Annotated in this window: 30 protein-coding genes and 1 pseudogene; 28 read left to right on the top strand and 3 right to left on the bottom strand. The window is 58.4% G+C overall.

The window, feature by feature from the left end; all coding sequences use genetic code 11:
- Nucleotides 1-84: 84 nt before the first annotated feature.
- Together E1K68_RS16750 and E1K68_RS16745 are read right to left on the bottom strand one after the other, a co-directional pair.
- Nucleotides 85-369 carry a phage antirepressor KilAC domain-containing protein gene (locus E1K68_RS16750; RefSeq protein WP_212614444.1) on the bottom strand — a complete coding sequence of 95 codons (285 nt, stop codon included), beginning with the start codon at nt 367-369 and terminating at the stop codon, nt 85-87.
- A gap of 9 nt (nt 370-378) precedes the next feature.
- Entirely contained in the window at nt 379-960 is a 582-nt protein-coding gene (locus E1K68_RS16745; protein ID WP_212614443.1) for a hypothetical protein, read from the bottom strand.
- A gap of 351 nt (nt 961-1,311) precedes the next feature.
- On the opposite strand from E1K68_RS16745, the gene E1K68_RS16740 reads away from it, so the two are divergent.
- The gene (locus tag E1K68_RS16740; RefSeq protein WP_150689220.1) at nt 1,312-1,674 is read left to right on the top strand and encodes a hypothetical protein; all 363 of its coding nucleotides are present in this window, start codon (nt 1,312-1,314) and stop codon (nt 1,672-1,674) included.
- A 9-nt stretch (nt 1,675-1,683) separates the two neighbouring features.
- On the opposite strand, the gene E1K68_RS16735 is transcribed toward E1K68_RS16740, so the two are convergent.
- Complete coding sequence (locus E1K68_RS16735) at nt 1,684-2,349, bottom strand: LexA family transcriptional regulator (protein ID WP_212614442.1); 666 nt, start codon at nt 2,347-2,349, stop codon at nt 1,684-1,686.
- A gap of 105 nt (nt 2,350-2,454) precedes the next feature.
- Between E1K68_RS16735 and E1K68_RS16730 the strand changes: the two genes are divergently transcribed.
- The 27 genes and pseudogenes from E1K68_RS16730 (at nt 2,455) to E1K68_RS27880 (ending at nt 23,163) form a co-directional block, all read left to right on the top strand.
- Nucleotides 2,455-2,679, top strand: coding sequence for a helix-turn-helix transcriptional regulator (locus E1K68_RS16730; protein WP_093114312.1), 225 nt, complete (start codon nt 2,455-2,457; stop codon nt 2,677-2,679).
- Between the two features lie 325 nt (nt 2,680-3,004).
- Complete coding sequence (locus E1K68_RS16725; RefSeq protein WP_043046664.1) at nt 3,005-3,523, top strand: phage regulatory CII family protein; 519 nt, start codon at nt 3,005-3,007, stop codon at nt 3,521-3,523.
- Nucleotides 3,516-3,743 carry a TraR/DksA family transcriptional regulator gene (locus E1K68_RS16720; RefSeq protein WP_212614441.1) on the top strand — a complete coding sequence of 76 codons (228 nt, stop codon included), beginning with the start codon at nt 3,516-3,518 and terminating at the stop codon, nt 3,741-3,743. The genes E1K68_RS16725 and E1K68_RS16720 overlap by 8 nt, the downstream gene beginning before the upstream one ends.
- Nucleotides 3,733-5,949, top strand: a complete 2,217-nt coding sequence (locus E1K68_RS16715) for a VapE domain-containing protein (protein ID WP_212614440.1) — start codon at nt 3,733-3,735, stop codon at nt 5,947-5,949. The genes E1K68_RS16720 and E1K68_RS16715 overlap by 11 nt, the downstream gene beginning before the upstream one ends.
- Nucleotides 5,942-6,307 (top strand): hypothetical protein, encoded by a 366-nt coding sequence (locus E1K68_RS16710; protein ID WP_212614439.1) that lies wholly within the window; start codon nt 5,942-5,944, stop codon nt 6,305-6,307. The genes E1K68_RS16715 and E1K68_RS16710 overlap by 8 nt, the downstream gene beginning before the upstream one ends.
- A 524-nt stretch (nt 6,308-6,831) precedes the next feature.
- Complete coding sequence (locus tag E1K68_RS16705; protein WP_043046669.1) at nt 6,832-7,176, top strand: phage holin family protein; 345 nt, start codon at nt 6,832-6,834, stop codon at nt 7,174-7,176.
- 205 nt (nt 7,177-7,381) lie between these two features.
- Nucleotides 7,382-7,987 carry a terminase small subunit gene (locus tag E1K68_RS16700; RefSeq protein ID WP_212614438.1) on the top strand — a complete coding sequence of 202 codons (606 nt, stop codon included), beginning with the start codon at nt 7,382-7,384 and terminating at the stop codon, nt 7,985-7,987.
- Between the two features lie 3 nt (nt 7,988-7,990).
- The gene (locus E1K68_RS16695; protein WP_212614437.1) at nt 7,991-9,991 is read left to right on the top strand and encodes a phage terminase large subunit family protein; all 2,001 of its coding nucleotides are present in this window, start codon (nt 7,991-7,993) and stop codon (nt 9,989-9,991) included.
- A gap of 1 nt (nt 9,992) precedes the next feature.
- On the top strand, nt 9,993-10,199 hold the full coding sequence (locus tag E1K68_RS16690; RefSeq protein WP_056783432.1) for a hypothetical protein: 207 nt from the start codon (nt 9,993-9,995) through the stop codon (nt 10,197-10,199).
- Nucleotides 10,199-11,680, top strand: coding sequence for a phage portal protein (locus E1K68_RS16685; protein ID WP_108538304.1), 1,482 nt, complete (start codon nt 10,199-10,201; stop codon nt 11,678-11,680). The genes E1K68_RS16690 and E1K68_RS16685 overlap by 1 nt, the downstream gene beginning before the upstream one ends.
- On the top strand, nt 11,677-12,819 hold the full coding sequence (locus tag E1K68_RS16680) for a head maturation protease, ClpP-related (RefSeq protein WP_098949423.1): 1,143 nt from the start codon (nt 11,677-11,679) through the stop codon (nt 12,817-12,819). The genes E1K68_RS16685 and E1K68_RS16680 overlap by 4 nt, the downstream gene beginning before the upstream one ends.
- On the top strand, nt 12,816-13,154 hold the full coding sequence (locus E1K68_RS16675) for a head decoration protein (RefSeq protein ID WP_056783424.1): 339 nt from the start codon (nt 12,816-12,818) through the stop codon (nt 13,152-13,154). The genes E1K68_RS16680 and E1K68_RS16675 overlap by 4 nt, the downstream gene beginning before the upstream one ends.
- Nucleotides 13,155-13,217: 63 nt before the next feature.
- The gene (locus E1K68_RS16670) at nt 13,218-14,213 is read left to right on the top strand and encodes a major capsid protein (protein ID WP_184336581.1); all 996 of its coding nucleotides are present in this window, start codon (nt 13,218-13,220) and stop codon (nt 14,211-14,213) included.
- A 2-nt stretch (nt 14,214-14,215) separates the two neighbouring features.
- Entirely contained in the window at nt 14,216-14,536 is a 321-nt protein-coding gene (locus E1K68_RS16665) for a hypothetical protein (protein WP_212614436.1), read from the top strand.
- Complete coding sequence (locus E1K68_RS16660) at nt 14,533-15,192, top strand: hypothetical protein (RefSeq protein WP_212614435.1); 660 nt, start codon at nt 14,533-14,535, stop codon at nt 15,190-15,192. The genes E1K68_RS16665 and E1K68_RS16660 overlap by 4 nt, the downstream gene beginning before the upstream one ends.
- Nucleotides 15,192-15,707 carry a hypothetical protein gene (locus E1K68_RS16655; RefSeq protein WP_212614434.1) on the top strand — a complete coding sequence of 172 codons (516 nt, stop codon included), beginning with the start codon at nt 15,192-15,194 and terminating at the stop codon, nt 15,705-15,707. Before E1K68_RS16660 ends, E1K68_RS16655 begins: the two co-directional genes overlap by 1 nt.
- A 29-nt stretch (nt 15,708-15,736) precedes the next feature.
- Nucleotides 15,737-16,270, top strand: a complete 534-nt coding sequence (locus E1K68_RS16650) for a phage baseplate assembly protein V (protein WP_212614906.1) — start codon at nt 15,737-15,739, stop codon at nt 16,268-16,270.
- A 57-nt stretch (nt 16,271-16,327) separates the two neighbouring features.
- Entirely contained in the window at nt 16,328-16,597 is a 270-nt protein-coding gene (locus E1K68_RS16645) for a hypothetical protein (protein ID WP_080944722.1), read from the top strand.
- Nucleotides 16,598-16,602: 5 nt separating this feature from the next.
- Nucleotides 16,603-16,929 carry a GPW/gp25 family protein gene (locus E1K68_RS16640; protein WP_046071193.1) on the top strand — a complete coding sequence of 109 codons (327 nt, stop codon included), beginning with the start codon at nt 16,603-16,605 and terminating at the stop codon, nt 16,927-16,929.
- Complete coding sequence (locus tag E1K68_RS16635) at nt 16,926-17,807, top strand: baseplate J/gp47 family protein (protein ID WP_046071194.1); 882 nt, start codon at nt 16,926-16,928, stop codon at nt 17,805-17,807. Before E1K68_RS16640 ends, E1K68_RS16635 begins: the two co-directional genes overlap by 4 nt.
- 1 nt (nt 17,808) lies before the next feature.
- Nucleotides 17,809-18,498, top strand: coding sequence for a phage tail protein I (locus E1K68_RS16630; RefSeq protein WP_046071195.1), 690 nt, complete (start codon nt 17,809-17,811; stop codon nt 18,496-18,498).
- Nucleotides 18,495-20,378: a phage tail protein gene (locus E1K68_RS16625; RefSeq protein WP_212614433.1), complete on the top strand. Its 1,884-nt coding sequence runs from the start codon at nt 18,495-18,497 to the stop codon at nt 20,376-20,378. Before E1K68_RS16630 ends, E1K68_RS16625 begins: the two co-directional genes overlap by 4 nt.
- Before the next feature lie 8 nt (nt 20,379-20,386).
- Nucleotides 20,387-20,764, top strand: a complete 378-nt coding sequence (locus E1K68_RS16620) for a phage tail assembly chaperone (protein ID WP_046071196.1) — start codon at nt 20,387-20,389, stop codon at nt 20,762-20,764.
- A gap of 102 nt (nt 20,765-20,866) precedes the next feature.
- On the top strand, nt 20,867-22,033 hold the full coding sequence (locus E1K68_RS16615) for a phage tail sheath family protein (protein WP_212614432.1): 1,167 nt from the start codon (nt 20,867-20,869) through the stop codon (nt 22,031-22,033).
- Nucleotides 22,034-22,045: 12 nt separating this feature from the next.
- Complete coding sequence (locus E1K68_RS16610; protein ID WP_056783396.1) at nt 22,046-22,549, top strand: phage major tail tube protein; 504 nt, start codon at nt 22,046-22,048, stop codon at nt 22,547-22,549.
- A 14-nt stretch (nt 22,550-22,563) separates the two neighbouring features.
- Nucleotides 22,564-22,839, top strand: a pseudogene (locus tag E1K68_RS27885) (phage tail assembly protein); the annotation flags it as partial.
- Nucleotides 22,840-22,878: 39 nt separating this feature from the next.
- Nucleotides 22,879-23,163, top strand: coding sequence for a phage tail assembly protein (locus E1K68_RS27880; protein WP_244858906.1), 285 nt, complete (start codon nt 22,879-22,881; stop codon nt 23,161-23,163).
- Nucleotides 23,164-23,178 lie beyond the last annotated feature (15 nt).

The raw sequence follows: 23,178 nt of genomic DNA, 5'->3' as shown, positions 1-23,178 counted from the left end.
TCCCGCAGATGCTCCGGCACTTCGAGGAGCGCGGCATTGCGCTCCTCGCGTGTGTGCATGGCGACGATCTGGCGGGCATACTCCCTAGGCCACGTCACGGTTGTCTGCCGGGATGGCTGGCAATTCGAGGCCCAATTGACTTGCCAGCCAGGGCATGCCGGCTTGCCGGACCTTCGTCGACTGGCTGTATTGCATTCCGGCCGTCTCGTGGTACCAGTTGCCGTTCTTGATCCGCAGGTACTCCCGGTCACGTACAGGAAACGCCGGGAGGTTGCGCTCAGTGAGCAAGCCCTTGTCACGCATCAGCGCGATCAGTTTGGGGCGGGTGAGGCCGAAGTACTTGGCGGCTTTATCCAGGCTACGTTCCATCGCGACCTCCTAAGCTGCATGCGCGGCGGGAGTCGCCACGGCTGCCAGGTGAGTGATGGATTCGGCCACCATGGAGTAGATCTCCACGTCACTGCCGCACACCGTGAAGCATTTGCTGAATGGCTTCTTGACGCCGATGCTCATGATGGTGGTGATGCCGGTGCGGGTTTTGTTGCGATGGATTGCCAGGTTAATAGGTTGCTCAAAACCCATGTCGAGGCTCAGCGCGCCGCCGGTTTGCACCAGGTCGAACACACGCTGTTTGTGTTCAATTTCGAAGACGCCGTAGCGGCGGTCAGCGTGCGGCACAGACGACGGATCGCTTGGGCTCGCTGGCCCGTTGACGATCTCCTCAATGAAGTCCGCAAGCTTAAGGTGCATCTTCCTGCTGTTGGTCAGGGTCAGCGTGTGGCGTTCGCTTCCCAGTTCAACAGTGAAGTGTGTGTCGGCTTTGCGTCGCTCAACGTTCAAGCGGAACGCTAGGGCCTCCCGCTGAACTTCGGCACGCAGCAGGTGGTTGAAGGTTTCGGTTAGGTTTACCTGAGCCTTGAGCAAGGTCAGGGTGCGGTTGTCGAGTTTGTACTTGCTCATGCCGCGTGCCCTCCGCCGTTTGGATCGAAAGGGGCGGGTGTGAAGCGCTGCTTCAGCTTGGGTTTGGACATGATGAAAGTGCAACCGAGATCTTGCGCTAGGCGGCGGATTTCAAATATGCGGGTGGGGGTCGCAGCGGCCGGATGGACGTGCAAGGTAGCTGTGGTGTGCATGGTGTTGCCTCGCTCTGTGGTGGAAGAGTTAGGCAAATATCACACAATGTTTTTAACGAATCAACACGAATTGTTATTTTAGTTTGAGGTTTTGGACGTATCGTTTTGAGTTGCGCAAAAAGATGCGAGCTGTATCTTTTGGTTCTATTTGAATTTATTGAGTTTTTTAGGAGGGGAAATGTTTGAGCTTGATCCGGACGAAGCAATTGCGGAGCGATATTTCAGGTTCGCGAATGATGTGCCTGGATTGTTTGCGGTAGGGCTATCTGCAACCTCGCTCCAATTTTCGCACCCACAGCCGTTTGCGTGGTTTTTTCTATTTGTAGTGGTGTTGTGTGTATTCGGAGGAGGCAAGCAATACAGGAATATTGCTGCCAGATACCTTAAGCGCTATCCCGGCGTGATCGGGGGGATGGTCCTGGTATGGAGAGCCAAGATTTGCATCATTGGCATGTTGCTGCTTGCAGCAATAGCTCTGGGAGATCTCACTGAGCCAGGGATTTATGCGTTCTTCAATCTCAACTCAGTAGCACCTAACTGAAGGCTTGGGTCAGAGTGCCCCGCCGTGCCACACGATGCGCCCGACGATTTTCAGATGGCCGATTTCATTGTCGCTAGCAGCTTCATCTGGGTACTGACGCTTGTCTTCGTTATCGCTGCGTATGATCCAGCCGCCAGTCATGCTCTGCACCAGGCGCTTGATGATCAGCTCTCCGTCAGGTTTGAGCATGGCGTAAATGCGTCGGTCTCTCGGTTCTTTCTGTGCTTCATCCAGCAGGACCACATCGCCGTCACAGATGGTGGGTTCCATGCTCTGACCTTTAGCGTAGATCACATGCAGGCTTCTTTCCCTCAAGGCCATCCGGGCGAGCCAGTCTCGCCTGAAAACCAGTCCGCCTTTGATCTCCACGTGGTCGTTGAGATGCCCGTTGCCGGCTGAGCCGTGCGCTGTATATTGCGGAATCAGCGCGTAGTCATCAATTTTTGGCGCTGTGCTTCTCGTTTGATCGTCGTCGCCTTCGACAAGATCCATCATCGGTTTTTTCAAGGCAATAGAAAGCATGCGCAGATCCGCAAGGCTGGGTTCGCGCTTATCTTTTTCATAGTTTGCGATACGCCCTTGGCCGTTTTGCCAATTGCAGGCAGCGGCCAAGCCCTTCTGCGTGAGATTCGCTTCGTTTCTATAGCGCGCCAGGCGCTGACCTAAAGTTTCCATGTGTGGAAAATATCACGATTTGTGTAATTTATTTACGACTTAACGTGTTGTAAAAATAACGAACCGTTGTTAGTCTGCGCCCAGGATCACGAAGAGAACCTTCTAATGAATAGGATATCTGCCCTCAGAAGCCGTAGTGGAATCAAGCAAACGGCACTTGCTGGTGCTTTGGGATGGTCTCAGAGTCGGCTGAGTAATTACGAGTCGGGTACCCGAATTCCTGGCTTGTACGAGTGCCGGGCCATTACGGTAGCACTCAACAAATTGGGGACTACGTGCACGCTCGATGATGTATTTCCTCCTGAGCTTGATGTTCCAAAAGCTGCATAGAAAAAAGGCGACCCTAGGGCCGCCCAGTTCCTCCCGGCACACACCACCACAGTGCTGTCGGGTCGCGACGAAGGTAGGAGGGCACACCACATGCAAACCACCTCCCTTTATCGCGCTGCCAAGACACGGATGTCTTGGGTTGCTGCCTTTTCCACCACAGATTAGGCAGCTGTTGCGCCAGAGGTGAGCAACGGATTGTTCGCCTCGGCACGGTGTCGGTTTCGATCCCTAAGATCTAGCCGGCGTTTGGGCCCTTTCAAGCCACGCGGCAAATGTATCACCACTACACGTCGCGGGGCACTGGCAACTTAGTAGGATTAATGCCATGAGCCGAGTAGCTTTAAGCTGTGTTGATCGAGCGCAAAAGGAAATACTGACGCTCGAATTAGCCCTGTACCACGCCGCACGGGACTATCCTGGCGGTGCCGCAGCAATCGCCGCCACCACCGGCCGCAATGCCACCACGCTGCAGCACAAGTTGTCTCCCACCCATCCCTCACACACCGTCAACATCCAGGAGTTCGGCGAGATCCTCGAACTGACCAAGGACCGGCGCATTCTCGATGCGGTGCATGCCCTTGTGGGCGACACGATCTGGCAGGAACTGGCTGAGGCGTACACCAACGACATGCCTGAGACCCTGACCACGGGTATCGCCATGTTTTTCCGGCAGGTTGCCGATTTGTCCGAAACCTGGGCCAAGCACATTGGCGACGGCAAGGTCGATGACCGTGAGCTGGCCGAGATCCGCCAGTTGGTGTTTCGTGGTATCCAGGGTTTGTTGGGCATGTACAACCGCGCCCGCTACGTCAACCAGACGACTTGTGGGGTGGAACGTGGCTGATATTGCTGACTTCGCAAATGACCTGGTGCAAGAGCGCATCGATCAGGCCGTCGCTGCACGCCTGGCACTGATATCCAACACGTCTCAGCATTCGCTGATGTTCTGTGAAGAATGCGACGGCCCCATCCCAGAGGCCCGTCGTTTGGCACAGCCCGGTTGCACGCTCTGCATTGAGTGCAAGACCGTCGATGATCAGAGGGCTGCCCGTTATGCTCGATGATGTGATCAATCAGTTCGCGGACTATGGTCTTGAGCCCGCTCAACCCTTGGTATTCGGCAAGCTCACCCGCTGCAAAACCACCCAGGACAAAGGCAAGGAAAAAAACGGCTGGTACGTCATCCACGAACACCGCACCGAAAAAAACGAGACGCTGATCTTCGGCAGCTTCGGTGACTGGCGTTCTGGCGATACCCAAAAAATCAAGGTCAAGCCCGGACGCATGAGCTCCGAGGAGCGCGAAGTCATGCGCGCTCGCCAGGAAGATGCCAAGCGAAAGGCTGCCGAGATCGCGGCCAACGCATCACGCCGAGCGGCCAACCGTGCTGCCGGCCTGTTCAAACGCATGCCCGAAAAGGGTAAGAGCGCCTATCTGGATCGAAAGCAGATCGTAGGCTTCAAGGTTCGTTATGCGCCACGTACTGGCGCATTTTTGGTGCCCATGTGCAACGTGCGCGACCAGATCGTCGGCCTGCAGGTGATCTTCCCGGCCAAGCAAGAAGACACCGGTCGGGATAAGCAGTACTGGCCGCCCGGTATGTCAAAAGAGGGGGCTTTCCACCTGATCGGTCCCCACCCTGAGCCAGGCGAACCGGTGCTGGTGTGTGAGGGCTACGCCACGGGCGCAAGCCTGCACATGGCGACTTCGCTCACTGTCGCCATCGCCTTCGACGCGGGCAACCTGCTGCCTGTCTCCAAGGCAATGCGCGAGCGTTTTCCTGGCTGCCCGCTGATCATCTGTCGCGATGACGACTGGAAAACCAAGCGCCCCAACGGTGACCCTTGGAACCCTGGCGAAGAGAAAGCCAACAACGCCGCGCTGGTTGTCGGCGGTCAAGTCGTGGCCCCGGTGTTCTCCGGCGAGCGTGAGATCAAGTGGACTGACTTCAACGACCTGCACGTCGCTGAGGGGTTGGAGGCCGTACGCCGCCAGGTGCTTGCGGTGGTCAGGCCTCCTGCAGCGGGTGGCTGGAAGGACCAACTGGCCCGCACCGAAAATGGCTCCCTGATCGCGCACATGCAAAACGTGGAATTGATCCTTGGTAACGATGAGCGATGGGCTGGCGTCATCAGCTACAGCGCTTTCAGTTCGAAACTGGTGAAGTTGCGATCTGCACCCTATGGCGGCGGCGCGGGGGACTGGGCCGATATCGATGATGTGCGGGTGATGAAGTGGCTGGCACAGCACTACAACCTTCGTGTGAAGGCGTCCCATGTGATCGAGGCGGTCAGCGTTGTCGCCCACGATCATGCCTTTCATCCGGTGCGTGACTACTTGCAAAAGCTCGAATGGGACCGCGTACCACGGCTCGACACATGGTTGACCGATGTGATGGGTGTTCATCCGAGCGATTACACGACGAAGGTGGGCAAACGTTGGATCTTATCGGCCGTTGCTCGGGTGATGAAGCCGGGTTGTAAGGCTGACTCGGTCATGATTCTGGAGGGTGCCCAGGGGGCTGGTAAGTCCACGGCCATGAGCATTCTGGGAGGCGAGTGGTTTATGGATACGCCGTTTGCTCTGGGTGACAAAGACGGGTTCCAGGCCATTCGCGGCAAGTGGATCGTTGAGTTGGGGGAGCTGGATAGCTTCAACAAGGCAGAAAGCACCAAGGCAAAGCAGTTCTTTTCGGCCTCCACAGATACCTACCGCGAGAGCTACGGTCGTCGAACTAACGACGTGCCACGTCAGTGTGTGTTCGTGGGTACCACCAACCAAGATGAATATCTCAAGGACGCCACCGGCAACCGGCGTTATTGGCCTGTCGCTTGTACCAAGGTTGACCTGGCAAAGCTCCGTGAAATTCGCGATCAGCTCTGGGCTGAGGCGATGTTCTGTTATGAGGCTGGAGACATTTGGTGGGTTACGCCTGCAGAGGCACCGTTGTTTGCCGAGGCGCAGGATCAACGGTTCGTCGTTGATGAATGGGAAGGGCCGATCCTTAGCTGGCTTGAGGATATCCAGATTGGCGAGACCACGTCGGGCAGCGACGTGTTGAGCCAGGCGCTTAGGTTGGACTTGGGGCACTGGGGTAAGCCTGAACAAATTCGTGTCGGCGCGATCATGCATCGACTGGGCTGGCGACGTGTCCGCCTCCCAGCCTTACCGAAAAGCGGTAAACGGCCCTGGGCTTACAAGAAACCCAAGGACTGGGGCAACACCTCTTCACTGCAACACGTTGCAAGCGAGGAGCCTTGTTTTGATTAAGCGAATCGATGAAATGCTGAAGCTTTGGGCGGAGGACTTGCACTCTCCAATGAACCCCGGCGGTGGTGGAACGGGTGGCGGCAACATGATCGCCATGTTGATGGAGTGCAAGGGAGAACTGATACGGGGGACACGCGGTAGTCGAGTGCTATTGGACGAGTCAGTGGACATTGAGCTGATCGTCAACAAACACCTGCCACCACAGCTGTCGTTGGTGGTGCGGGAGCATTACTGCAACCACGAGAGCTTTCTGGCTCAGAAGATCACTCACTGTGGCTGCTGTCGTAAAACCTACTATGAGCGTCTACATGAAGCGCATGTCTGCATTGCCGGTTTACTGATGAAGCAGGCTGCATGATACTTGTCGGTATTGTGCGTGACGCTGTCCCACAGTCCTACCTTGTCCCACCAACATTTAATGTGATGGGACAGCTACAGACCACGCCGTTAGCGGGCTGTCCCACTGTCCTACCAAAATCCCATCCCGCGTATGTGAGCGTAGCGTCAATGCGCGCGCGTGCTTCGCGCACGCGTGTTGTTTATTTACTCTCTATATGTGAAGAAAGAGAATAAATAATAGGACAGTGGGACAGAGCCTTTATTTGCGGGGCTCTCAGCTGTCCCACCTGACTCAATAGCAATGGGACAGGTAGGACAGCGATTAAGGAGCGATAGCCGATTGAATGTATTGTCCCTGCGTTGCACCTGCGTCATACCTGTATTGCACCCGTATTGCGCCATGGCATTAAAACTCGCTTGCTGCCAGGAAACTCAGCCTGTAAAAAGTACCCATCTTCGATAGGTGCGACCGCAAGCAGCGGGACACACCACCACACTGAACCCGGCCATTGCGCCGGGTTTTTGCGTTTATGGGGTAGGGCGATGACGAACGAGCAGCAAGCGCTTATTGATATGCCGATCTGGATGGTGATCGTGCTGTCCCTGGTCGGCGGCATATCCGGCGAGGCATGGAGAGCCGACAAAGCGGGGGTAAGTGGCTGGTCTTTGATTCGCCGCTTGCTCCTTCGATCCGGGGCCTGCGTCGTCTGCGGGCTTTCCACCATGATGTTGCTGCACGCTTCGGGCATGTCGGTCCTGGCGGCAGGGAGCATTGGATGTCTCACCGCGATGGCCGGCGCCGATGTCGCCATCGGGCTGTATGAACGCTGGGCCGCCAAGCGGTTGGGCGTGTGCGATGTGCCGCCCTCGGGCAGCGGTCAGGCATGATGCGCTGGAGGCCACGGAATACGTGGCCTGTAGAGGGGTGCTTCAGAATGGCGTACCGAAAGTCGCCGGGGACCCTGGCGGCATTCGAGGGACACGGGGCATGAAACCCGCGGGAAAGCGTTAGCGGCAGGGCTGCCAGCTTACTGAAATTCAATCCATTGAAATTGAAAGGTTTCCATTGAAAAGCCGTTGAAAAGGAGGGCTTATGACGGATCCACTGTTCCTGTCTAAAAGCGCCTTCGCGGTTCGCATCGGCAGGACGCCGAGCTACATCACCTGGCTGAAAGACAACAACCGCCTGGTGCTGTCGCCGGATGGCAAGAAGGTCGACGTGCTGGCAACAGAAGCGCTGATCCTCGAAACCGCCGACCCCAGTAAGGCTGCCGTCGCGGCTCGACACCAACAAGACCGGCTCCAGCGTGATGTTTACAGCCAACTGTCCCCCATGGTCGAGCCGACTAACACGGCTGCGCCGCCGCAGCCTGCTGGCGCGAAGAGCGGGCAACCCGACTTCCAGAAGGCCCGCGCACACCGCGAGTACTACCTGGCCCAGCTGGCCGAAGCCGAGTTTCACAAGGTGCAGGGCTCGCTGGTGGATATGAAGGCGGTCACCACCGGAGCCTACAACGCCGGACGCATGCTGCGCGATCAGTTGCTCAGCATGCCCCCGCAATTGGCCCCAGAACTGGCGGCGATGTCCGACCCTTGGGAGATTGAGCAGCACCTGACCAAGGCGCTGCGGCTGTCCCTGGAAGAGGCCGAGCGCATGTCTTCGGCTGACCTTGAACGCGATCTGATCACTATGAGTTAACCCATGCAGACGGAAAAACCTGACGGCGCTGAGGTGTACCGTGAGGCGTATTTCCGTGGGCTGCGTCCAGACCCCAGCCTCTGGGTGGACGAGTGGGCCGACGAGTACATGCGCATCCCGCGTGATACCGGCGCCGCCGAGCCAGGGAAATATCGCACCGTGCGAACGCCCTACGCACGCGAGCCAATGCGTTGCCTGTCACCGGCTCACCCGTGCAAGCGCGTGGTCACCATGGTTGCCTCGCAACTGATGAAAACCCAGATCGCCTTGAACTGGATCGGCGCGTTGATTCACATGGTGCCGTCGAACATCCTCACGCTGCTGCCCAGCCTGGGTCTGGCAAAGCGGGTGTCGTCGCGGATAGGCAAGACCATCAAGGCCACCCCGGTGCTGCGCGAACGTGTGGCGGCGAGCCGCTCTCGGGACTCGCGCAATACCATGGACACCAAGGAGTTCGAGGGAGGCTCGCTGTACGTCACCACCGCCGGCTCTGCGGCCAACTTGGCCGAGTTGTCGGCGCGCTATGTGTACGGCGATGAGATCGACCGTTGGGAGGTCGACGTAGGCGAAGAGGGCGATCCCATCGAACTGGCGGAAACGCGGGGCAGTACCTTCGGCCGCAATGCCAAGTTCTACTTCTCCAGTTCGCCGACCATCAAGGGCGCCTCGCGCATCGACGATCTGTTCGAGGGTAGCGACCAGCGTTACTACTACGTGCCCTGCCCGACCTGCGGGCACATGCAGACCCTGGAGTGGGAGCGGCTGCATTACTCCCAGGACTTCAGTGTAGTGCATTACGAGTGCGCCGGGCCTGACTGCGACGTGCTGATCGAGGAGCACCACAAGGGCGATATGCTCGCCCGTGGCGAGTGGCGTGCCCATGCCAAGGGCGATGGTGAGACCGTCGGCTTCCACCTCAACGCGCTGTACTCACCGTTGGGGTGGACGGGCTGGAAGTCGCTGGCGAAGCAATTTGAGAAGGCGAAAAAGGCCCAGGCCAAGGGCGACCTTGAACCCATGCAGGTGTTCTACAACACCCGCCTGGCTAAGGTGTGGGACAGCGCGCAAGAGCAGACCAAGGCATCGGTGCTGATCGAGCGGGCGCGCCGGGAAGGGTACTCCCTTGGCGCGATGCCGGCCGCCGTGATGATGATCACCGGCGCTGTTGACGTACAGGCCGACCGCCTGGAGTTCATGGCAATGGGCTGGGGCGTCGGCATGGAGCGCTGGGTCATTGATCACCGTGTGATCGCGGGCGACCCTTCGGATGAACGCACCTGGGCTGTGCTGGATGAACTGCTGAAAGAGCGGTACCGGCACCCCTGCGGCGTCGGCTTAGGCATTCTCGCGGTCGCCGTCGACTCCGGCGGCCACCACACCGACGAGGTCTACCAGTTCTGCCGCGTACGTCGCTGGCGCAACATCTTCGCCATCAAGGGCGCGAGCAAGCCCGGTAAGCCGGTGATCGCTCAACGGCCGTCCATGGTTGATGTGACCTGGAAGGGCCAGACCGAACGAGGCGGCGCCGAGCTGTGGTTTGTCGGTACCGACACCGCAAAGGACTGGATCTACAACCGTTACCCGTTCGAGTCCGGCCCAGGTGCGCTGCACTTTGCCAACGACCTGCCGGACGAGTTCTTTGCCCAGTGCGTGGCCGAGCGCAAGGTCGCCAAGTACGTGCGGGGCCACAAGCGTATCGAGTGGATCAAGGGCAAGGCCGAGCGCAACGAAGCCCTCGACCTGATGGTGTATTGCCTGGCGATGGCGCATTACCTCGGCATCAACCGGTATCAGGAACATGACTGGGACCGGGTGCGTAACTCGCTGGCCCAGGCCGGTTTGTTCGATGAAAAGGTGGTCGCTGCTGAGCGTGTAACGGTTGCCCCACAGGCTACCGCGACACCGCAAGTTGCGCCGCAACCCGTTGCCCCGGTCGCCCAACCGCGACCCGCTGCACCCCCACAACGCCGCAGTTCCACTAGCGGTTACCTGAAGAGACGCTGATATGTCGTTTACTCCGAAGCACCTCGAAGCCATCGAGCGCGCCATCGCACGCGGTGAAAAGACAGTGCGCTACAGCGACCGCACGGTGGAATACCGCTCCATCGACGAACTGCTCAAGGCCCGCGACGAGATCCGCACGTCGCTGACCAACGCCGCCGGGCCGCGCTCTCGCGTGGTTCGGCTCATGCATGGAGGCAAAGGACTCTAATGGCCCGACATTATCCGACGCTAACCCGTAATGGATTCTTGCTGCCGTCGAACATCAAGGCCAGTTACGAAGGCGCCGGAGAGGGCCGACGTTCGGCCAGTTGGGAAGCCACCGACAACGGCATCAACAGCATCAACACCCCGGCACTGCGCAACCTGCGGGCTCGCTCGCGGGCGGCGGTGCGCAATGACCCGTATGCCTTCAACGTCATCGACAAGCGCGTCAGCAACCTGATCGGCACGGGCATTACGCCCAGGCCGACCACGGACGACGCAGCACTGCGCAAACTCAAGCAGCAGCTGTGGGATGACTGGGTGGATGAGGCGGACGCGGACGAGCTGACCGACTTCTACGGCATGCAGGCCCTGGTGGCGCGTACAGTTGAAACTGCTGGTGAATGTTTTGTGCGGTTGCGGCCGCGCAGCCCGAGCGAAGGTTTAGCGGTGCCGCTGCAGCTGCAGGCGCTGGCCCCTGAGTTTGTCCCACATGACAAGTTCGAGACGGCCAAAAACGGTAACGTCATCCGCGCCGGGATCGAGTTCAACCCGGCCGGCAAGCGTGTGGCGTACTGGATGTACTTGTCGCACCCACGCGATTCGTCGTCATTGAACGCCGGATACAACCAGTTGGTGCGGGTGCCAGCGACGCAGGTGCTGCACATCTTCGAACCCATGGAGCCAGGGCAACTGCGGGGCGTGCCGCGTCTGGCACCGGTATTGAAACGACTGCGCAGCCTGGACAACTACGACGACGCGGTGCTGTTTCGCCAGGAGGTGGCAAACCTGTTTGCTGGCTTCATCAAGCGGCCGGCGCCGGACAGCGGGCACCAACCGCGTGACCCGGTAACGGGGCAGCTGCTGACCACCGACCGCGACGGCTTCACACCGATGGTGGCCCTGGAGCCAGGCACGATGCAGGAGCTGGGGCCAGGTGAAGAGGTGGAGTTCTCCAAGCCACCGGACGCCGGCAACAACTATCCGGACTTCATGCGTCAGCAGCTGATGGCTGCGGCGGCGGGTTCGGGCACGCCGTACGAGATCCTCACTGGCGACATGCGCGAGGTCAACGACCGGGCGCTGCGGGTGGTACTCAACGAGTTCCGGCGCCGCCTGGAGCAGCTGCAATTCGGCGTGTATGTGCATCAGCTGTGTCGCCCGGTGCGTGCTGCCTGGATGGACATGGCGGTGCTGTCCGGCGCCCTGGTGCTGGAGGATTACGCGCAACGTCGGCGCGAATACCTGCGCACACGTTGGGTGCCGCAAGGCTGGGCCTACATCCAGCCGGTGCAGGACGTGCAGGCGCGGCGGATGGAAGTGCAGGCGGGCTTCGGTTCACGCAGCGAGATGTGTCTGCGCAACGGCTACGACGCCGAAACCATCGACGCGGAAAACGCCGCTGACCTCGCTAGGTCCACGGATCTGGGCCTCAACTACACCACGCTTGATGCCATCGAGCCGACAGATGACAAGGAACAACCATGAGTAAAAAAGCGATCCCGCGCATTTATGACAAGGCTGGCAAGCAGGTAAAAGTCGCGGATAAGAGTTGGTACACCTTCCAGGCCAGCGGTGAAGCCGAGCAGCAAACCATTGAGGTCTTTGTATACGGTGAGATCGGCACCTGGGGTGTCAGCGCTAACCAGTTTGTTCAGGACCTGCGGGCGATGGATGACGGCGTTTCCCCGGTCGTTGTGGCGTTCAACAGCATTGGCGGCGACCTATTCGACGGCCTGGCTATTCACAACGCGCTGTCGCGCTTGGGCGAGCGCTGTACCGGGCGCATTGATGCGCTGGCGGCCAGCGCGGCCAGTGTTGCCGTGTGTGGCGCTCACCGGGTGGTGATCGCGGCCAACGCCATGCTGATGATCCACAACCCCTACACCTTTACCGGCGGTGATGCCGAGGACTTTCGGCGTGTCGCCGACGTGCTGGACCAGACGCTGGAAGCGATCATTGCGGCCTACAAGTCCAAAGCGCCGGACATCGACGAGGCCGAGCTGCGGCGCATGGTTAACGCCGAAACCTGGCTGACGGCCAACGAAGCAGTGGCCTTGGGCTTGGCCGATGAAGTGGGCGACGGGCTGAAGGTGAAAGCCTGCCTCGGGCAGGGCAGCGTGTTGCAACGCTTCCAGAACGCCCCGGCTGAATTGCTGGCTCAGTTGGACGAAGAGCCGGATGTAGAGCCGACTGATCCTGTAAACCCTGCGGATCCAGCACCCGTATTGGACGCTGCCGGATTGGCGTTGATGGTTACCAAGGGGTGTGCGGCGGCTGGCATCAGCAACCTGGTGGACCCGATACTCGCTTCGACGAAGCTGGAAAGCGAAGCGGTAGTCACTGCGGCGCTGACCAAGGCGAAAGCGCTGCACGGCCTGTGTGTCGCGGCACGATTGCCGGAACTGACCGGCGAATTTCTGGCTGCCGGTCTGGATGAAGCTGCTGTCAGGGCGCGCCTGTTCGACAAGCTGGTAAGCAGCGGCGGCGGTTTTGAAATCAACAACAGTCTGCCGCTCGACAATGATCCGGCACCCACTATCAAGGCCAAACAGGTCGACAGTCATTCAATCTGGGCAAGCCGGCAGGCGGCGCAGAACGGAACCTCGAAAGGAGTAAGAGCATGAAAACTGAATCGATGCACGCGGGCGAGTTCTTACTGTCCGAAGGCGCTGGCAACATTTCCCGCGAAGCGATCAACGTAGCGGCAGGGCCTGCCCTGGAACCGGGCCAGATCCTCGGCCTGGTCACAGCCAGCGGTGAGTTTGCGCCTTATAAAGCGACAGCTGAGGACGGCACCGAAAACGCCGTGGCGATCCTCTACGGGCCTTTAAGCGAATCCGATGTTGTCCGGCGCGGTCGTGCCATCGTGCGGCTGGCTGAGGTCAGCGAGGCGCATTTGACCGGCCTTGACCCTGCCGCCGAGAAAGCCCTCAACAACCAGCACGTGATCGTGCGCTAAGACGCTTATCCCATTTATCCATCCCGCCGAGTGCGGGATTTTTCGTTTCTGGAGTGTACCCCCATGGCCGATATCGCCATTTTTGAAGACGATGCGTTCAGCGTTTCCTCGTTGACTGCCGCAATCAATGAACAGGAATACCTGCCGGGCCGTATCAGCAGCCTCGGCCTTTTCCGCGAAGAGGGCATCAGCACACTGACCGTGCAGATCGAGAAAGACGGCGACACTCTGGCCCTGGTGCCATCAGGTGAACGTGGTACTTCTGGCCTGGTGGTCGGCGCGACTAAGCGTCAGTTGATCCCGTTCAACACCGTGCATCTGCCGGAGCGCTTCACCATCAAGGCCGATGAGATCCAAGGTATTCGCGCCTTCGGTACCCGCAGCGAACTGCAGGCCGTGCAGGATGTAGTCAACAAGCGCCTGGCAAAGGCCCGCCGACAGCTGGATGCCACCCACGAATTCCAGCGTATGGGTGCGTTGAACGGGCAGGTGCTGGACGCCGATGGCAAGACAGTCCTGTTGGATATTTATAAATCCTTCGGCGTGAATCGCCAGAAGCTGCCGATGGGCTTGAACAGTCCAGATACCGAGCTGCGGGTGAAATGCGGCGAAGCGCTGGATATGCAAGAGGAAGCCCTGGGTAGCGTCACCAGCAGCGGCTCCCGCGCTTTGTGCGGCAAGAATTTCTGGAACAAGCTGATCGTCCACAAGTCGGTCAAGGAGACCTACCTCAACACCATGCAGGCCGCGTCTCTGCGTGGCGATGCCCGTGAAGCTTTCGAGTTCGGCGGGATCGTCTGGGAGCGGTATCGCGGCAAGGTTGCTGGCGTTGCGTTCGTCCATGACGACAAGGCACTGCTGGTCCCCGAGGGCGTCCCTGACCTGTACATCTCGTCCTTCGCACCTGCCGACTACATGGAAACGGTCAACACCCAGGGCATCCCGTACTACAGCAAGATCGAGCCGCTGCCTTTCAACAAGGGTGTCGCCGGGGAAGCCCAGTCCAACCCGCTGCACCTGTGTACGCGGCCTCGCGCGCAGATCCTGCTGGAGATGTGATCGTGGCCTTCCGCGATCTGATCGACGACATCGACGAAGTGGTGTTCGAAACCCTTGGCGACAGCGCCGTGATCGAGGGCCGCGAAGAGCCGGTGCTTGGTATGTTTGCCGCGCCCTGGTTGCAGCCGAAGCTCGGCAAGCTCAGTACCGGCTTGCGTGAGCCTCGGTTTGAGATCCGCGTCAGTGATTCGGAAGGCTTGAAACGCGGGCTTTTGGTCAGCATCGACTTACCCGCCCTGGACGGCGGCGGCGATTACGACTTGCTGCAGCTGGAGCCGAGCGGCGACGGTCTGGTCGCCTTGATCCTGAGGTTGCGCCCATGAGCATCGGTAGCTACGTCAAACCCTCGGCCGGCGGCGGGATGATTTCTATCCAGTCGTCAGCCGCGGACCTGCAGGCGTTTCAGGACTTTGCCAAGTTGGTGCCCAAGGCAGCTGCTACTGCGCACCGACGCGCGATCAACAAGACGTTGGGCTGGTTGCGTACGCACATTGCCCGTGCCGTCAGCAGGCAGGAGCGCATTGCTGTCGCGGCGGTGCGTCAACGGTTGCGCAGCTACCCGGTGTCCGGCGGGGCATCGAGCGGCAAGCTGTGGTTTGGTTTGAATGCCATCGAGTCCAGCCGGATCGGCCGGGCGCGGCAAACCGGCAGCGGTGTGTCGGTGGCGGGGCGGCGCTATCAAGGCGCGTTTCTCAAGAAGGTCTACGGCAACAAGCCAGACATTTGGATTCGCACTGCTAGCAAGCACTTCAATGCTGATGATTACCCAGACAGCACGGTATCCGCTGGTCGCGGTGCAAGTTCTGGATGGGTCGCGGAAAATGGAAATCGTTTTCCATTAGCGAAAGCCAAGGTGTCTCTGGAACAAGCCCGTCCGCACTTTGAAAGCTGGGTACAAAAGGCGGACGAGCGTCTGTTGGAGATCCTGCAGCAGGAGCTCAACTTCGAACTACAGAAATACTTGAAGAGGATCGGTTAATGGCTGACCAACCTTTTAGCCTGGACCAGCTTTACCGGGCGGTCGAGCAACACCTGGTGAGCCATCTGCCAGGGGTTCAGACGGTAAGTGCCTGGCCGGACATTCAGGATCGCATCGCTTTACCGGCGGTCTTTCTGGAGCTGGCCGAGATCGAGCCCGGTGCCGATATCGGCACGGGTGAAACCACATTGGTGTGTAAGTTCGAGGCACGTATCGTCGTCGACCCGATCTATCCTCTGCATCAGCAACAGGCGGTGCAGCTGGCTACCCAACTTGCGGTCCTACTCCGAGCTCAGACCTGGGGGCTGGAAGTCGAGCCGGCAGAGTTCGTTCAGGCACTACAGGACTGGACCCAGCCAGTGTTGGATGGTTACACCGTTTGGCTGGTGGAATGGACGCAGCAGGTTTATCTCGGCCCTGAAGAGTGGCCTTGGCCCGCTCAGCCGCCCGGCATGCTGTTGTTTGGCTTTAACAACGACGTCAAAGAGGACTTTGTTCCAGCGGAGGACTTGTGAGCGGCTATGTCACTGCCCAGCACGACCGCATGCTTGCGGGGGTGGTCAAGGATTGCTTTGTGGTGGCGGTCGATCTGGCTGCCTCCCCTCCGATGTGTCGGGTTTCGGACGGCGAATGGACTAGCGCCTGGGTGCGTTGGCACAGCATCGCCGCCGGCAAGGCCAGGCATTGGAGGGCTCCGTCTCTGGGTGAGCAGGGGACATTGGTCAGTGCCAGCGGTGACGTGTCACAGGGCACGTTCATTCCGGGATTGTATGGCAACGCGGGTCCGCCACCGGATAACCGGGATCATGTGGAAGTCTGGCGGTTTGATGATGGCGGCTCGCTGATTTACGACTGGCAGGCCAAGAGCTACAGCATCACCCTGCCGAGCGGTACGGTTGCCATCAAAGTTGCCAGTACAGAGGTGGTCGTGACGGACAGCGCCGTGAACGTGACCACCGGCAACATCAATCTGAAAGCAGCGGTGTTGATCGACGGGGCGTTACACGTCACGAAAGGCATTACCAGTGCTGGTGCGATCATCGACGCTGGTGGCAACAGCAATCACCACACGCATTAATTTCAACCGACACACAGCCCGCCCAGTGCGGGCTTTTTCATATCTGGAGTTTGCCTTATGAGTAAGTCTAGAACTGATGGCGATTCTGCCGAGGCCACTGTGGTTCCGGCGTTGAAGCCTGCGCCGTTGGGTTTTCCCGTTACTGCTGACGCGGTTGAGTCCATCGGACCAGCGCGTGTTTTTCGCGACAAGGTTTTCACCTCGCGGACATTGATCCTACCCGGCGGCGGGACGCTTCCTGTTGTTGCTGGTCGAGTTACCGCATGTGGTGATGACCAATTCGCGTTCTTGAAAGCGCATCCAGATCTGGAGCAATTGAAGGAGTAATCAGAATGATCGGAATGGATCGCCACACCGGCCAGCCCATTTCCGGCATCGCACACTTGCGGCAATCGGTTCCGGACATTTTGGGTACGCCGTTGGGCAGCCGGCGGCATCGGATGGATTACGGCAGCAAGCTGCGGCGATTTGTTGACTTGCCTGTTACTGACGGCTGGAAAAGCGCCGTACAGGCGGAGGTCGCTCGCGCACTGGGTCGCTGGGAGCCGCGATTGAAGCTGGATCAAGTGCGCGTCATTTCCGTTATCAGCGGGCAAATTAACCTGAAGATCGTCGGGCAGTACCTGGGCGACGGCGTCACGCTGGAGGTGGCCGTATGAGTATCGTGGATCTGTCGTCGTTACCGGCGCCGACCGTGTTGGAGCCGCTGGACTTTGAAGAGGTTTTTCAGGAGGGACTGGGCGTCTTTCGCGGATACATGGGCGGCAACTGGACTGCTGCGCTGGAGAGCGATCCGGTGCTTAAGGTGCTGGAGGTTGGTGCTTACATCAAGGTCGGCAACCGCGCCCGAGTCAATGACGCTGGCAAAGCGGTATTGCTGGCGCACGCCATACGCGGTGACCTCGATCACCTGGGGGCCAACGTCAATCTCAAGCGCCTGGTCATTCAAGCTGAGGATCTGCTGGCCTTTCCGCCGGTTCCAGAAGTCAAAGAAGACGACGATGCGTTCCGAGAGCGCATCCAGTTGGCCTATGAGGGACTGACCACGGCCGGCCCGCGTAACAGCTACATCCTGCATGCGCGTAACGCCTCTGGGCTGGTGGCGGACGCCACGGCCGAAAGCCCGGCGCCTTGCTACGTGACGGTAACGGTGCTGGGATTGGACGGGGAGGGCGAGGCTTCACCGGAGCTGCTCGCCACGGTGGCAACTGCGCTGAATGACGACGATGTGCGGCCGGTGGGGGATAGGGTGACGGTTCAGAGCGCCCAGGTGATCCGCTACCAAATCAAGGCGATCCTGCACATGACCAGCGCGGGCCCAGAAGCTGATGCCAGTTTAGCCGAGGCGAAAAGTCGATTGGCAGCTTGGATCAATCCGCGCAAACGGCTCGGCGTTGAGGTGGCACGTTCCGGTGTAGACGCTCAGTTACACGTTGCCGGCGTCTCTCGGGTTGAGCTGGTCGGCTGGCAGGACTTGGCCCCGACCAAAGCTCAGGCAGCGTACTGTACGGGCTACACCGTGACGCTGGCTGCTTGACATGAAAAGCCTATTGCCGATCAACAGTACGCAGCTTGAACGGGCCATGGAGGCTACGTTTTTCGAGAAAACGATTGTCCCGCTTCGCGACCTCTACAACGCTGATACCTGCCCGGTGCATTTGCTGCCGCATCTGGCATGGGCGTGGTCGGTGGATCGCTGGGATTACCGATGGACCGAGGCGACCAAACGCGCCGCCATCAAGGCCTCTTATTACATCCATGCCCACAAGGGCACCATCGGCGCATTACGCCGAGTGGTCGAACCGCTGGGCTATCTCATCGAGATTATCGAGTGGTTCAACATGAGGCCCGAAGGGATCCCTGGCACCTTCGCGTTAAAGGTCGGGGTGCTGGACACCGGTATCACTGAGGAAATGTATCAGGAGCTGGAGCGGCTGATCGATGACGCCAAGCCCGTCAGCCGTCACCTGACTGGGCTGGCGATTAGCCTGGAATCCACAGGGGCTATAAACATTTTCGCAAGCATATCTGACGGAGAAGTTATTGATGTTTATCCGCCGGTACTTAGTGATATCGAGGTGACAGGTTTTATCGGAAACGGGATTCGAGAGTGTTCCATAGATGAAATAGAAGTTTATCCTCCTGCGCCTGAACCTATCTCGGTTGACTGCTATGTCGGGGTGCCTGGTCGCGAACATTCCATAGACCATTTGGACGTATACACATGATTGATGCTAATTCGAAGTTTTTCGCGTTACTGACGGCGGTTGGCGAAGCAAAGCAAGTTAAGTCAGATGCAGGGCTGCTAACTTGGAAGCTGACCCATATGGCTGTAGGGGACGCGAACGGTACTGACCCTATCCCTGATCGCTCACAGAAAACACTGATTAATGAGCGCCGCCGGGCTCCATTGAATAGCCTGGAGCCTCATCCGACTAACCCTGGGATCCTAGTAGCCGAGCAGATTATTCCGGCGGATGAAGGTGGGTTCTGGATTCGCGAATTGGGGCTTTTCGATTCTGACGGAGATTTGGTTGCCGTAGCCAATTGCGCGCCCAGTTATAAGTCGCTGCTAGCCCAAGGGTCTGGTAAGACACAAGTTATACGGATGAACTTTGTGGTTTCAAGTTCTACGAATGTTGTGTTGTTGATAGATTCGGCTGTTGTAAACGCTACTCGAAAGTATGTTGACGACTCGGTGGCGAATGCGGTCAACAGGCTTGATTTTAAGCATTCGGCATTAGTTGCAACCACGGGCCCAGTGGTCCTGGCGGGCGTTCAAGCTATCGACGGTTTCGCGGTGCCGGCGGGTTCGCGGGTGCTGGTTAAAGATCAGGCGCAGGCGAAAGATAACGGCCTGTATGTGGTCGGGCCTGATAGCTGGGTGCGTGCGGTCGACGCGGACAGCAGCGACAAGGTAACGCCGGGCATGATGGTGACGGTGGAGCGCGGCACGTTAAATGCCGATACCATCTGGCACCTTGTCAGTGACGGCCCGTTGGTGCTTGGTACGTCTGCGTTAGTGTTTCAATGGCTCGGCGGACAGAATGCACCTACCGCACCAGTCGATGATCGGTCTAAAAAGGTTGTCAATTCTGAAGCTCTCAGGGCTCAAATCGAAAGTGCAAATCAGAAATTCCCAAGCCAGGTATATCGCAAAAATCTGCTGATTAATGGGAATTTAGACATTTGGCAGCGCGGCGAGGGTGGATCGGTTTCTGTAGCAAGCGCACTTTACACTGCTGACCGCTGGATGGTTTTTGTGCCAGTAGGAGTGACCGCCCAATGGAATAAAACGCCGTTTACGCTGGGTAGTGGTTTCAATGGCGCAAAATGGGCGCTGAGGGTCAGCTATACGGCGGGTGCGCCAGGCGCGAACATTCGGCAGCGCATTGAAGGCGTGGAGACGGGTGCCGGGCAAACGTTGACGGCATCCTTTTATTTCAACTCCACGGTTGAACAAACCTGTACCGTTATCTTGCGTCAGGTGTTTGGAACAGGCGGAAATGTGTCGGCCGATGTTGATCACTTTCAAGATATTGATGTAACCCGTGAATATAAAAAGCATGTAGTGTCATTCAATCTTTCTTCCGTCGTAGGTAAGACCAAGGGTAGCAACAACAACGATTACATTGAGCTAATCATTGTTTCTAAGGCTTCAGTTGCTCACACCGTTGTATTGGCTTCGGTGCAACTTGAAGTCGGCGCTACAGCGACAGAGTTTGAACCGCGTTTTCCCCAACAAGAGCTGGCAATGTGTCAGCGATATTTTGAAAAGACATTTGCGCAAGGTGTAGCGCCTGCTGATGGGGTGAACCCCTACAGTTCTTTAACGTCGCCTGTATTTGCAGGCCAGATTTCGGCAATGAGCCAGCCTATTGCAAGCTGGCAATTCAAGGTCGAGAAGCGAGCCATTCCAAGTATCAAGCTTTATCGTGGGATCGGTGGCGGGGCTCCGGGGCAGTGGAGGTCTGGTGACGATGTGACTTCAGGCTCGACAGCCCGAGCGATATTTGTAGGCACTCGCAATGTCTCTATTGATAACAACGATATTGCATTGCCTTCCCAGGCTTACTACATCCACGCAACAGCTGATGCTGAACTTTAGGAGTCGAGATGACATACAGACTGACTGCTGATCCCGATACGGTGATTCAACTGCCGAGTGGAGCTACAGTTCCGAAGGGCCACCGGTTTTGGGTTGATTACGAAAAATGGTTGGCTGCTGGCGGTAAGCCGGAGCCGATTTTTACTGTTGACCCGGCAATGCCTGAAAGGGCTTGGCGTGATGCTGAAATTGAGCGCGTGAAATGGCTCAGGGAGCGGCATCGGGACGAGGTGGATTCTGCGCGGCCTACCACTCTAACCGTTGAGCAATCGGGTGAACTTTTGGACTACGTTCAAGCCTTGCGCGACTGGCCGCAATCCCCCAAATTTCCCGCCTCGGAGTTCCGGCCAGATAAACCTGAATGGATAGAGCAGCAAATTCAATAACGCCCCGCACTGTCGGGGTGTTTTGCATTGCGCCACATGTAACACAAACACCCTCCCGGCCTCGCTTATGCGGGGCTTTTTCGTTTCTGGAGCATTAGCTTTATGAGCTTCTTCCACGGCGTTACTACGACTGATATCAAGACAGGTGCGCGCACTATTTCCTTGCCCTCGTCTTCCATTGTCGGACTTTGCGACACATTCACCCCAGGCGTTCTCGGCGGCGGTACCGCCAAGGCCGGCGAACTCAAGTTGATCACCACCGAGCGCGAGGCTATCGCTGCCTTCGGTGCCGACTCGGCGATCACCAGGGCTTGTAAAGCGATCTACGCGAAGGCCAAGGCGGTGATCGTTGCCATCGGCGTGCCGAAGCTCGAAGACGCGGCGCTGCAAACCTCGGCGATTATTGGCGGCGTTCTGGCCTCGGGTCAGCGTACCGGCCTACAAGCCTTGCTCGATGGCAAAAGCCTGTACAACGCGCAGCCGCGGCTGTTGATTGCGCCAGGTCACACTGCCACTCAGGCGGTCGCTACCGCGCTTGATAGCCTGGCGCAGAAGCTGCGGGCAATCGGCATTCTTGATGGCCCTGGCACCACGGATGAAGCAGCGATGCTTTATGCCGATAACTTTGGCAGTCGCAACCTGTTCATGGTCGATCCGGGCGTTCAGTACTGGGACACCGAGTCCAGCAAGACAGTTGATGCGCCGGCCTCGGCTTGGGCGGCGGGCTTGTTCGCTTGGACCGATGCTGAATACGGCTTCTGGGCCTCGCCGTCGAACAAGGAGTTCACCGGTATCACCGGCACTACCCGAGCTGTCGAGTATCTGGACGGCGACGAGACGTGCCGGGCCAACCTGCTGAACAACGCCAATATCGCGACGATCATTCGCGACGACGGCTATCGCTTGTGGGGTAACCGCACGCTGTCGAGCGATCCGAAGTGGGCGTTTGTCACGCGCGTTCGCACGCTGTTCATCCTAATGGATGCTGTGCAGGCCGGCCATAAATGGGCTGTTGACCGCTCGATCACCAAGACCTATGTCAAAGACGTGACGGATGGGCTGGATGCGTTCATGCGCGACCTCAAAGCCCAGGGCGCGATTATTAATTTTGAGGTATTCCCGGACACCGAGCTGAACACTGCCAGCCAGATCGCCCAGGGCAAAGTTTATTGGCGCATTCGCTTCACCGACGTGCCGCCGGCAGAAAACCCGAATTTCCTTTTCGAAGTCACCGATCAGTGGATGACCGAAGTTCTTGAAGCAGCCTAAGGGGCCTAGTCAATGATTCCTCAAACTTTGTTTAACACGAACCTGTTTGTCGACGGCGTCAACTTCGCCGGTGACGTGCCGAGCCTTACGCTGCCCAAGCTGACCACCAAGACTGACGAGTATCGCGCTGGCGGCATGGCCGGTGCGATTGAGATGGACCAAGGCCTGGAAAAAATGGAGGCGTCCTTTGTTACCAAGGGCGTGCGCCGTGAGTCGTTGAAGTACTTCGGTCTGGCCGATGGCACCGCTTTCAATGCGACGTTCCGGGGTGCCTTCAAGGGGCAGAAAGGGGCTGTAACGGCTGTGGTTGCCACCCTACGCGGTCGCCTCAAAGAGCTCGATCTGGGCGACTGGAAAGCGGGTGACCCCGCCGAGATCAAGCACGCCGTGGCGGTCGCTTATTACAAGCTCGAAATCGACGGGCGCCTCATGTACGAAATCGACATGGTCGCCGGTGTTCAGGTGATCGACGGCAAAGACCAACTCCTTGAAGTGCGCACCGCACTCGGCCTCTAAGGGAATAGATCCAAATGAATAAAGCAACGTCCAAAGCAGTACCGACTTGGCTATCACTCACTGCGCTTGCAGCCGTCGTAACGCTCACGCGACCTAGCAATGCCAATGGCGTTCTGGTCGAAACATTGACTCTGCGGGCCCCGCTAGTACGGGAAGTACGAGCAGCCGACCGCGCCTCTAACGGCGACGAAGAACAGCGAGAGCTGATGTTGTTTGCTGGTCTGGCAGGGGTGGGTGTTAAGGATCTTGAAGGCCTGAAGCTGGCGGACTACCGCCGTGTTCAAGCCGCTTATGCACACTTGGTGCCGGATACCGACTATTCGGAATCAATGCCGCCGTGGCTGTCGGTCAACACTGATCGAGCCCAGGTCACTCTGACCTGCCCAAGCGAAATTAATGGGGTATCGGTTGATACCTTGGCCCTGCGCTCCCCGACAGTGGGCGATGTGCGCGCTGCTAATCGTGACGCGGGCGGGGACGACGAACAGCGGGAATTGATTTTGTTTGCCGCGCTTGCCGGTGCGCCTGTCACGGACCTGGAGGGCCTGAAGCTGGTGGATTTTAACCGTCTGCAGGCCGGCTATTTTCGTTTGGACCAAGACGACGGGGTTTAACCCTCACGTCATAAA

The sequence above is a fragment of the Pseudomonas sp. B2021 genome (assembly GCF_018135665.1).
Taxonomy (GTDB): domain Bacteria; phylum Pseudomonadota; class Gammaproteobacteria; order Pseudomonadales; family Pseudomonadaceae; genus Aquipseudomonas; species Aquipseudomonas lactis.
The sequence above is the reverse complement of the archived record's forward strand: the minus strand, read 5'-3'. Positions and strand labels throughout refer to the sequence as shown.

Bases quoted from the DNA above. Each gene is read 5' to 3' on its own strand.
- E1K68_RS16750 (WP_212614444.1), bottom strand. From the start codon at position 369: ATGGAACGTAGCCTGGATAAAGCCGCCAAGTACTTCGGCCTCACCCGC.
- E1K68_RS16745 (WP_212614443.1), bottom strand. From the start codon at position 960: ATGAGCAAGTACAAACTCGACAACCGCACCCTGACCTTGCTCAAGGCT.
- E1K68_RS16740 (WP_150689220.1), top strand. From the start codon at position 1,312: ATGTTTGAGCTTGATCCGGACGAAGCAATTGCGGAGCGATATTTCAGG.
- E1K68_RS16735 (WP_212614442.1), bottom strand. From the start codon at position 2,349: ATGGAAACTTTAGGTCAGCGCCTGGCGCGCTATAGAAACGAAGCGAAT.
- E1K68_RS16730 (WP_093114312.1), top strand. From the start codon at position 2,455: ATGAATAGGATATCTGCCCTCAGAAGCCGTAGTGGAATCAAGCAAACG.
- E1K68_RS16725 (WP_043046664.1), top strand. From the start codon at position 3,005: ATGAGCCGAGTAGCTTTAAGCTGTGTTGATCGAGCGCAAAAGGAAATA.
- E1K68_RS16715 (WP_212614440.1), top strand. From the start codon at position 3,733: ATGCTCGATGATGTGATCAATCAGTTCGCGGACTATGGTCTTGAGCCC.
- E1K68_RS16705 (WP_043046669.1), top strand. From the start codon at position 6,832: ATGACGAACGAGCAGCAAGCGCTTATTGATATGCCGATCTGGATGGTG.
- E1K68_RS16700 (WP_212614438.1), top strand. From the start codon at position 7,382: ATGACGGATCCACTGTTCCTGTCTAAAAGCGCCTTCGCGGTTCGCATC.
- E1K68_RS16695 (WP_212614437.1), top strand. From the start codon at position 7,991: ATGCAGACGGAAAAACCTGACGGCGCTGAGGTGTACCGTGAGGCGTAT.
- E1K68_RS16690 (WP_056783432.1), top strand. From the start codon at position 9,993: ATGTCGTTTACTCCGAAGCACCTCGAAGCCATCGAGCGCGCCATCGCA.
- E1K68_RS16685 (WP_108538304.1), top strand. From the start codon at position 10,199: ATGGCCCGACATTATCCGACGCTAACCCGTAATGGATTCTTGCTGCCG.
- E1K68_RS16680 (WP_098949423.1), top strand. From the start codon at position 11,677: ATGAGTAAAAAAGCGATCCCGCGCATTTATGACAAGGCTGGCAAGCAG.
- E1K68_RS16675 (WP_056783424.1), top strand. From the start codon at position 12,816: ATGAAAACTGAATCGATGCACGCGGGCGAGTTCTTACTGTCCGAAGGC.
- E1K68_RS16670 (WP_184336581.1), top strand. From the start codon at position 13,218: ATGGCCGATATCGCCATTTTTGAAGACGATGCGTTCAGCGTTTCCTCG.
- E1K68_RS16660 (WP_212614435.1), top strand. From the start codon at position 14,533: ATGAGCATCGGTAGCTACGTCAAACCCTCGGCCGGCGGCGGGATGATT.
- E1K68_RS16655 (WP_212614434.1), top strand. From the start codon at position 15,192: ATGGCTGACCAACCTTTTAGCCTGGACCAGCTTTACCGGGCGGTCGAG.
- E1K68_RS16650 (WP_212614906.1), top strand. From the start codon at position 15,737: ATGCTTGCGGGGGTGGTCAAGGATTGCTTTGTGGTGGCGGTCGATCTG.
- E1K68_RS16645 (WP_080944722.1), top strand. From the start codon at position 16,328: ATGAGTAAGTCTAGAACTGATGGCGATTCTGCCGAGGCCACTGTGGTT.
- E1K68_RS16640 (WP_046071193.1), top strand. From the start codon at position 16,603: ATGATCGGAATGGATCGCCACACCGGCCAGCCCATTTCCGGCATCGCA.
- E1K68_RS16635 (WP_046071194.1), top strand. From the start codon at position 16,926: ATGAGTATCGTGGATCTGTCGTCGTTACCGGCGCCGACCGTGTTGGAG.
- E1K68_RS16630 (WP_046071195.1), top strand. From the start codon at position 17,809: ATGAAAAGCCTATTGCCGATCAACAGTACGCAGCTTGAACGGGCCATG.
- E1K68_RS16625 (WP_212614433.1), top strand. From the start codon at position 18,495: ATGATTGATGCTAATTCGAAGTTTTTCGCGTTACTGACGGCGGTTGGC.
- E1K68_RS16620 (WP_046071196.1), top strand. From the start codon at position 20,387: ATGACATACAGACTGACTGCTGATCCCGATACGGTGATTCAACTGCCG.
- E1K68_RS16615 (WP_212614432.1), top strand. From the start codon at position 20,867: ATGAGCTTCTTCCACGGCGTTACTACGACTGATATCAAGACAGGTGCG.
- E1K68_RS16610 (WP_056783396.1), top strand. From the start codon at position 22,046: ATGATTCCTCAAACTTTGTTTAACACGAACCTGTTTGTCGACGGCGTC.
- E1K68_RS27880 (WP_244858906.1), top strand. From the start codon at position 22,879: ATGCCGCCGTGGCTGTCGGTCAACACTGATCGAGCCCAGGTCACTCTG.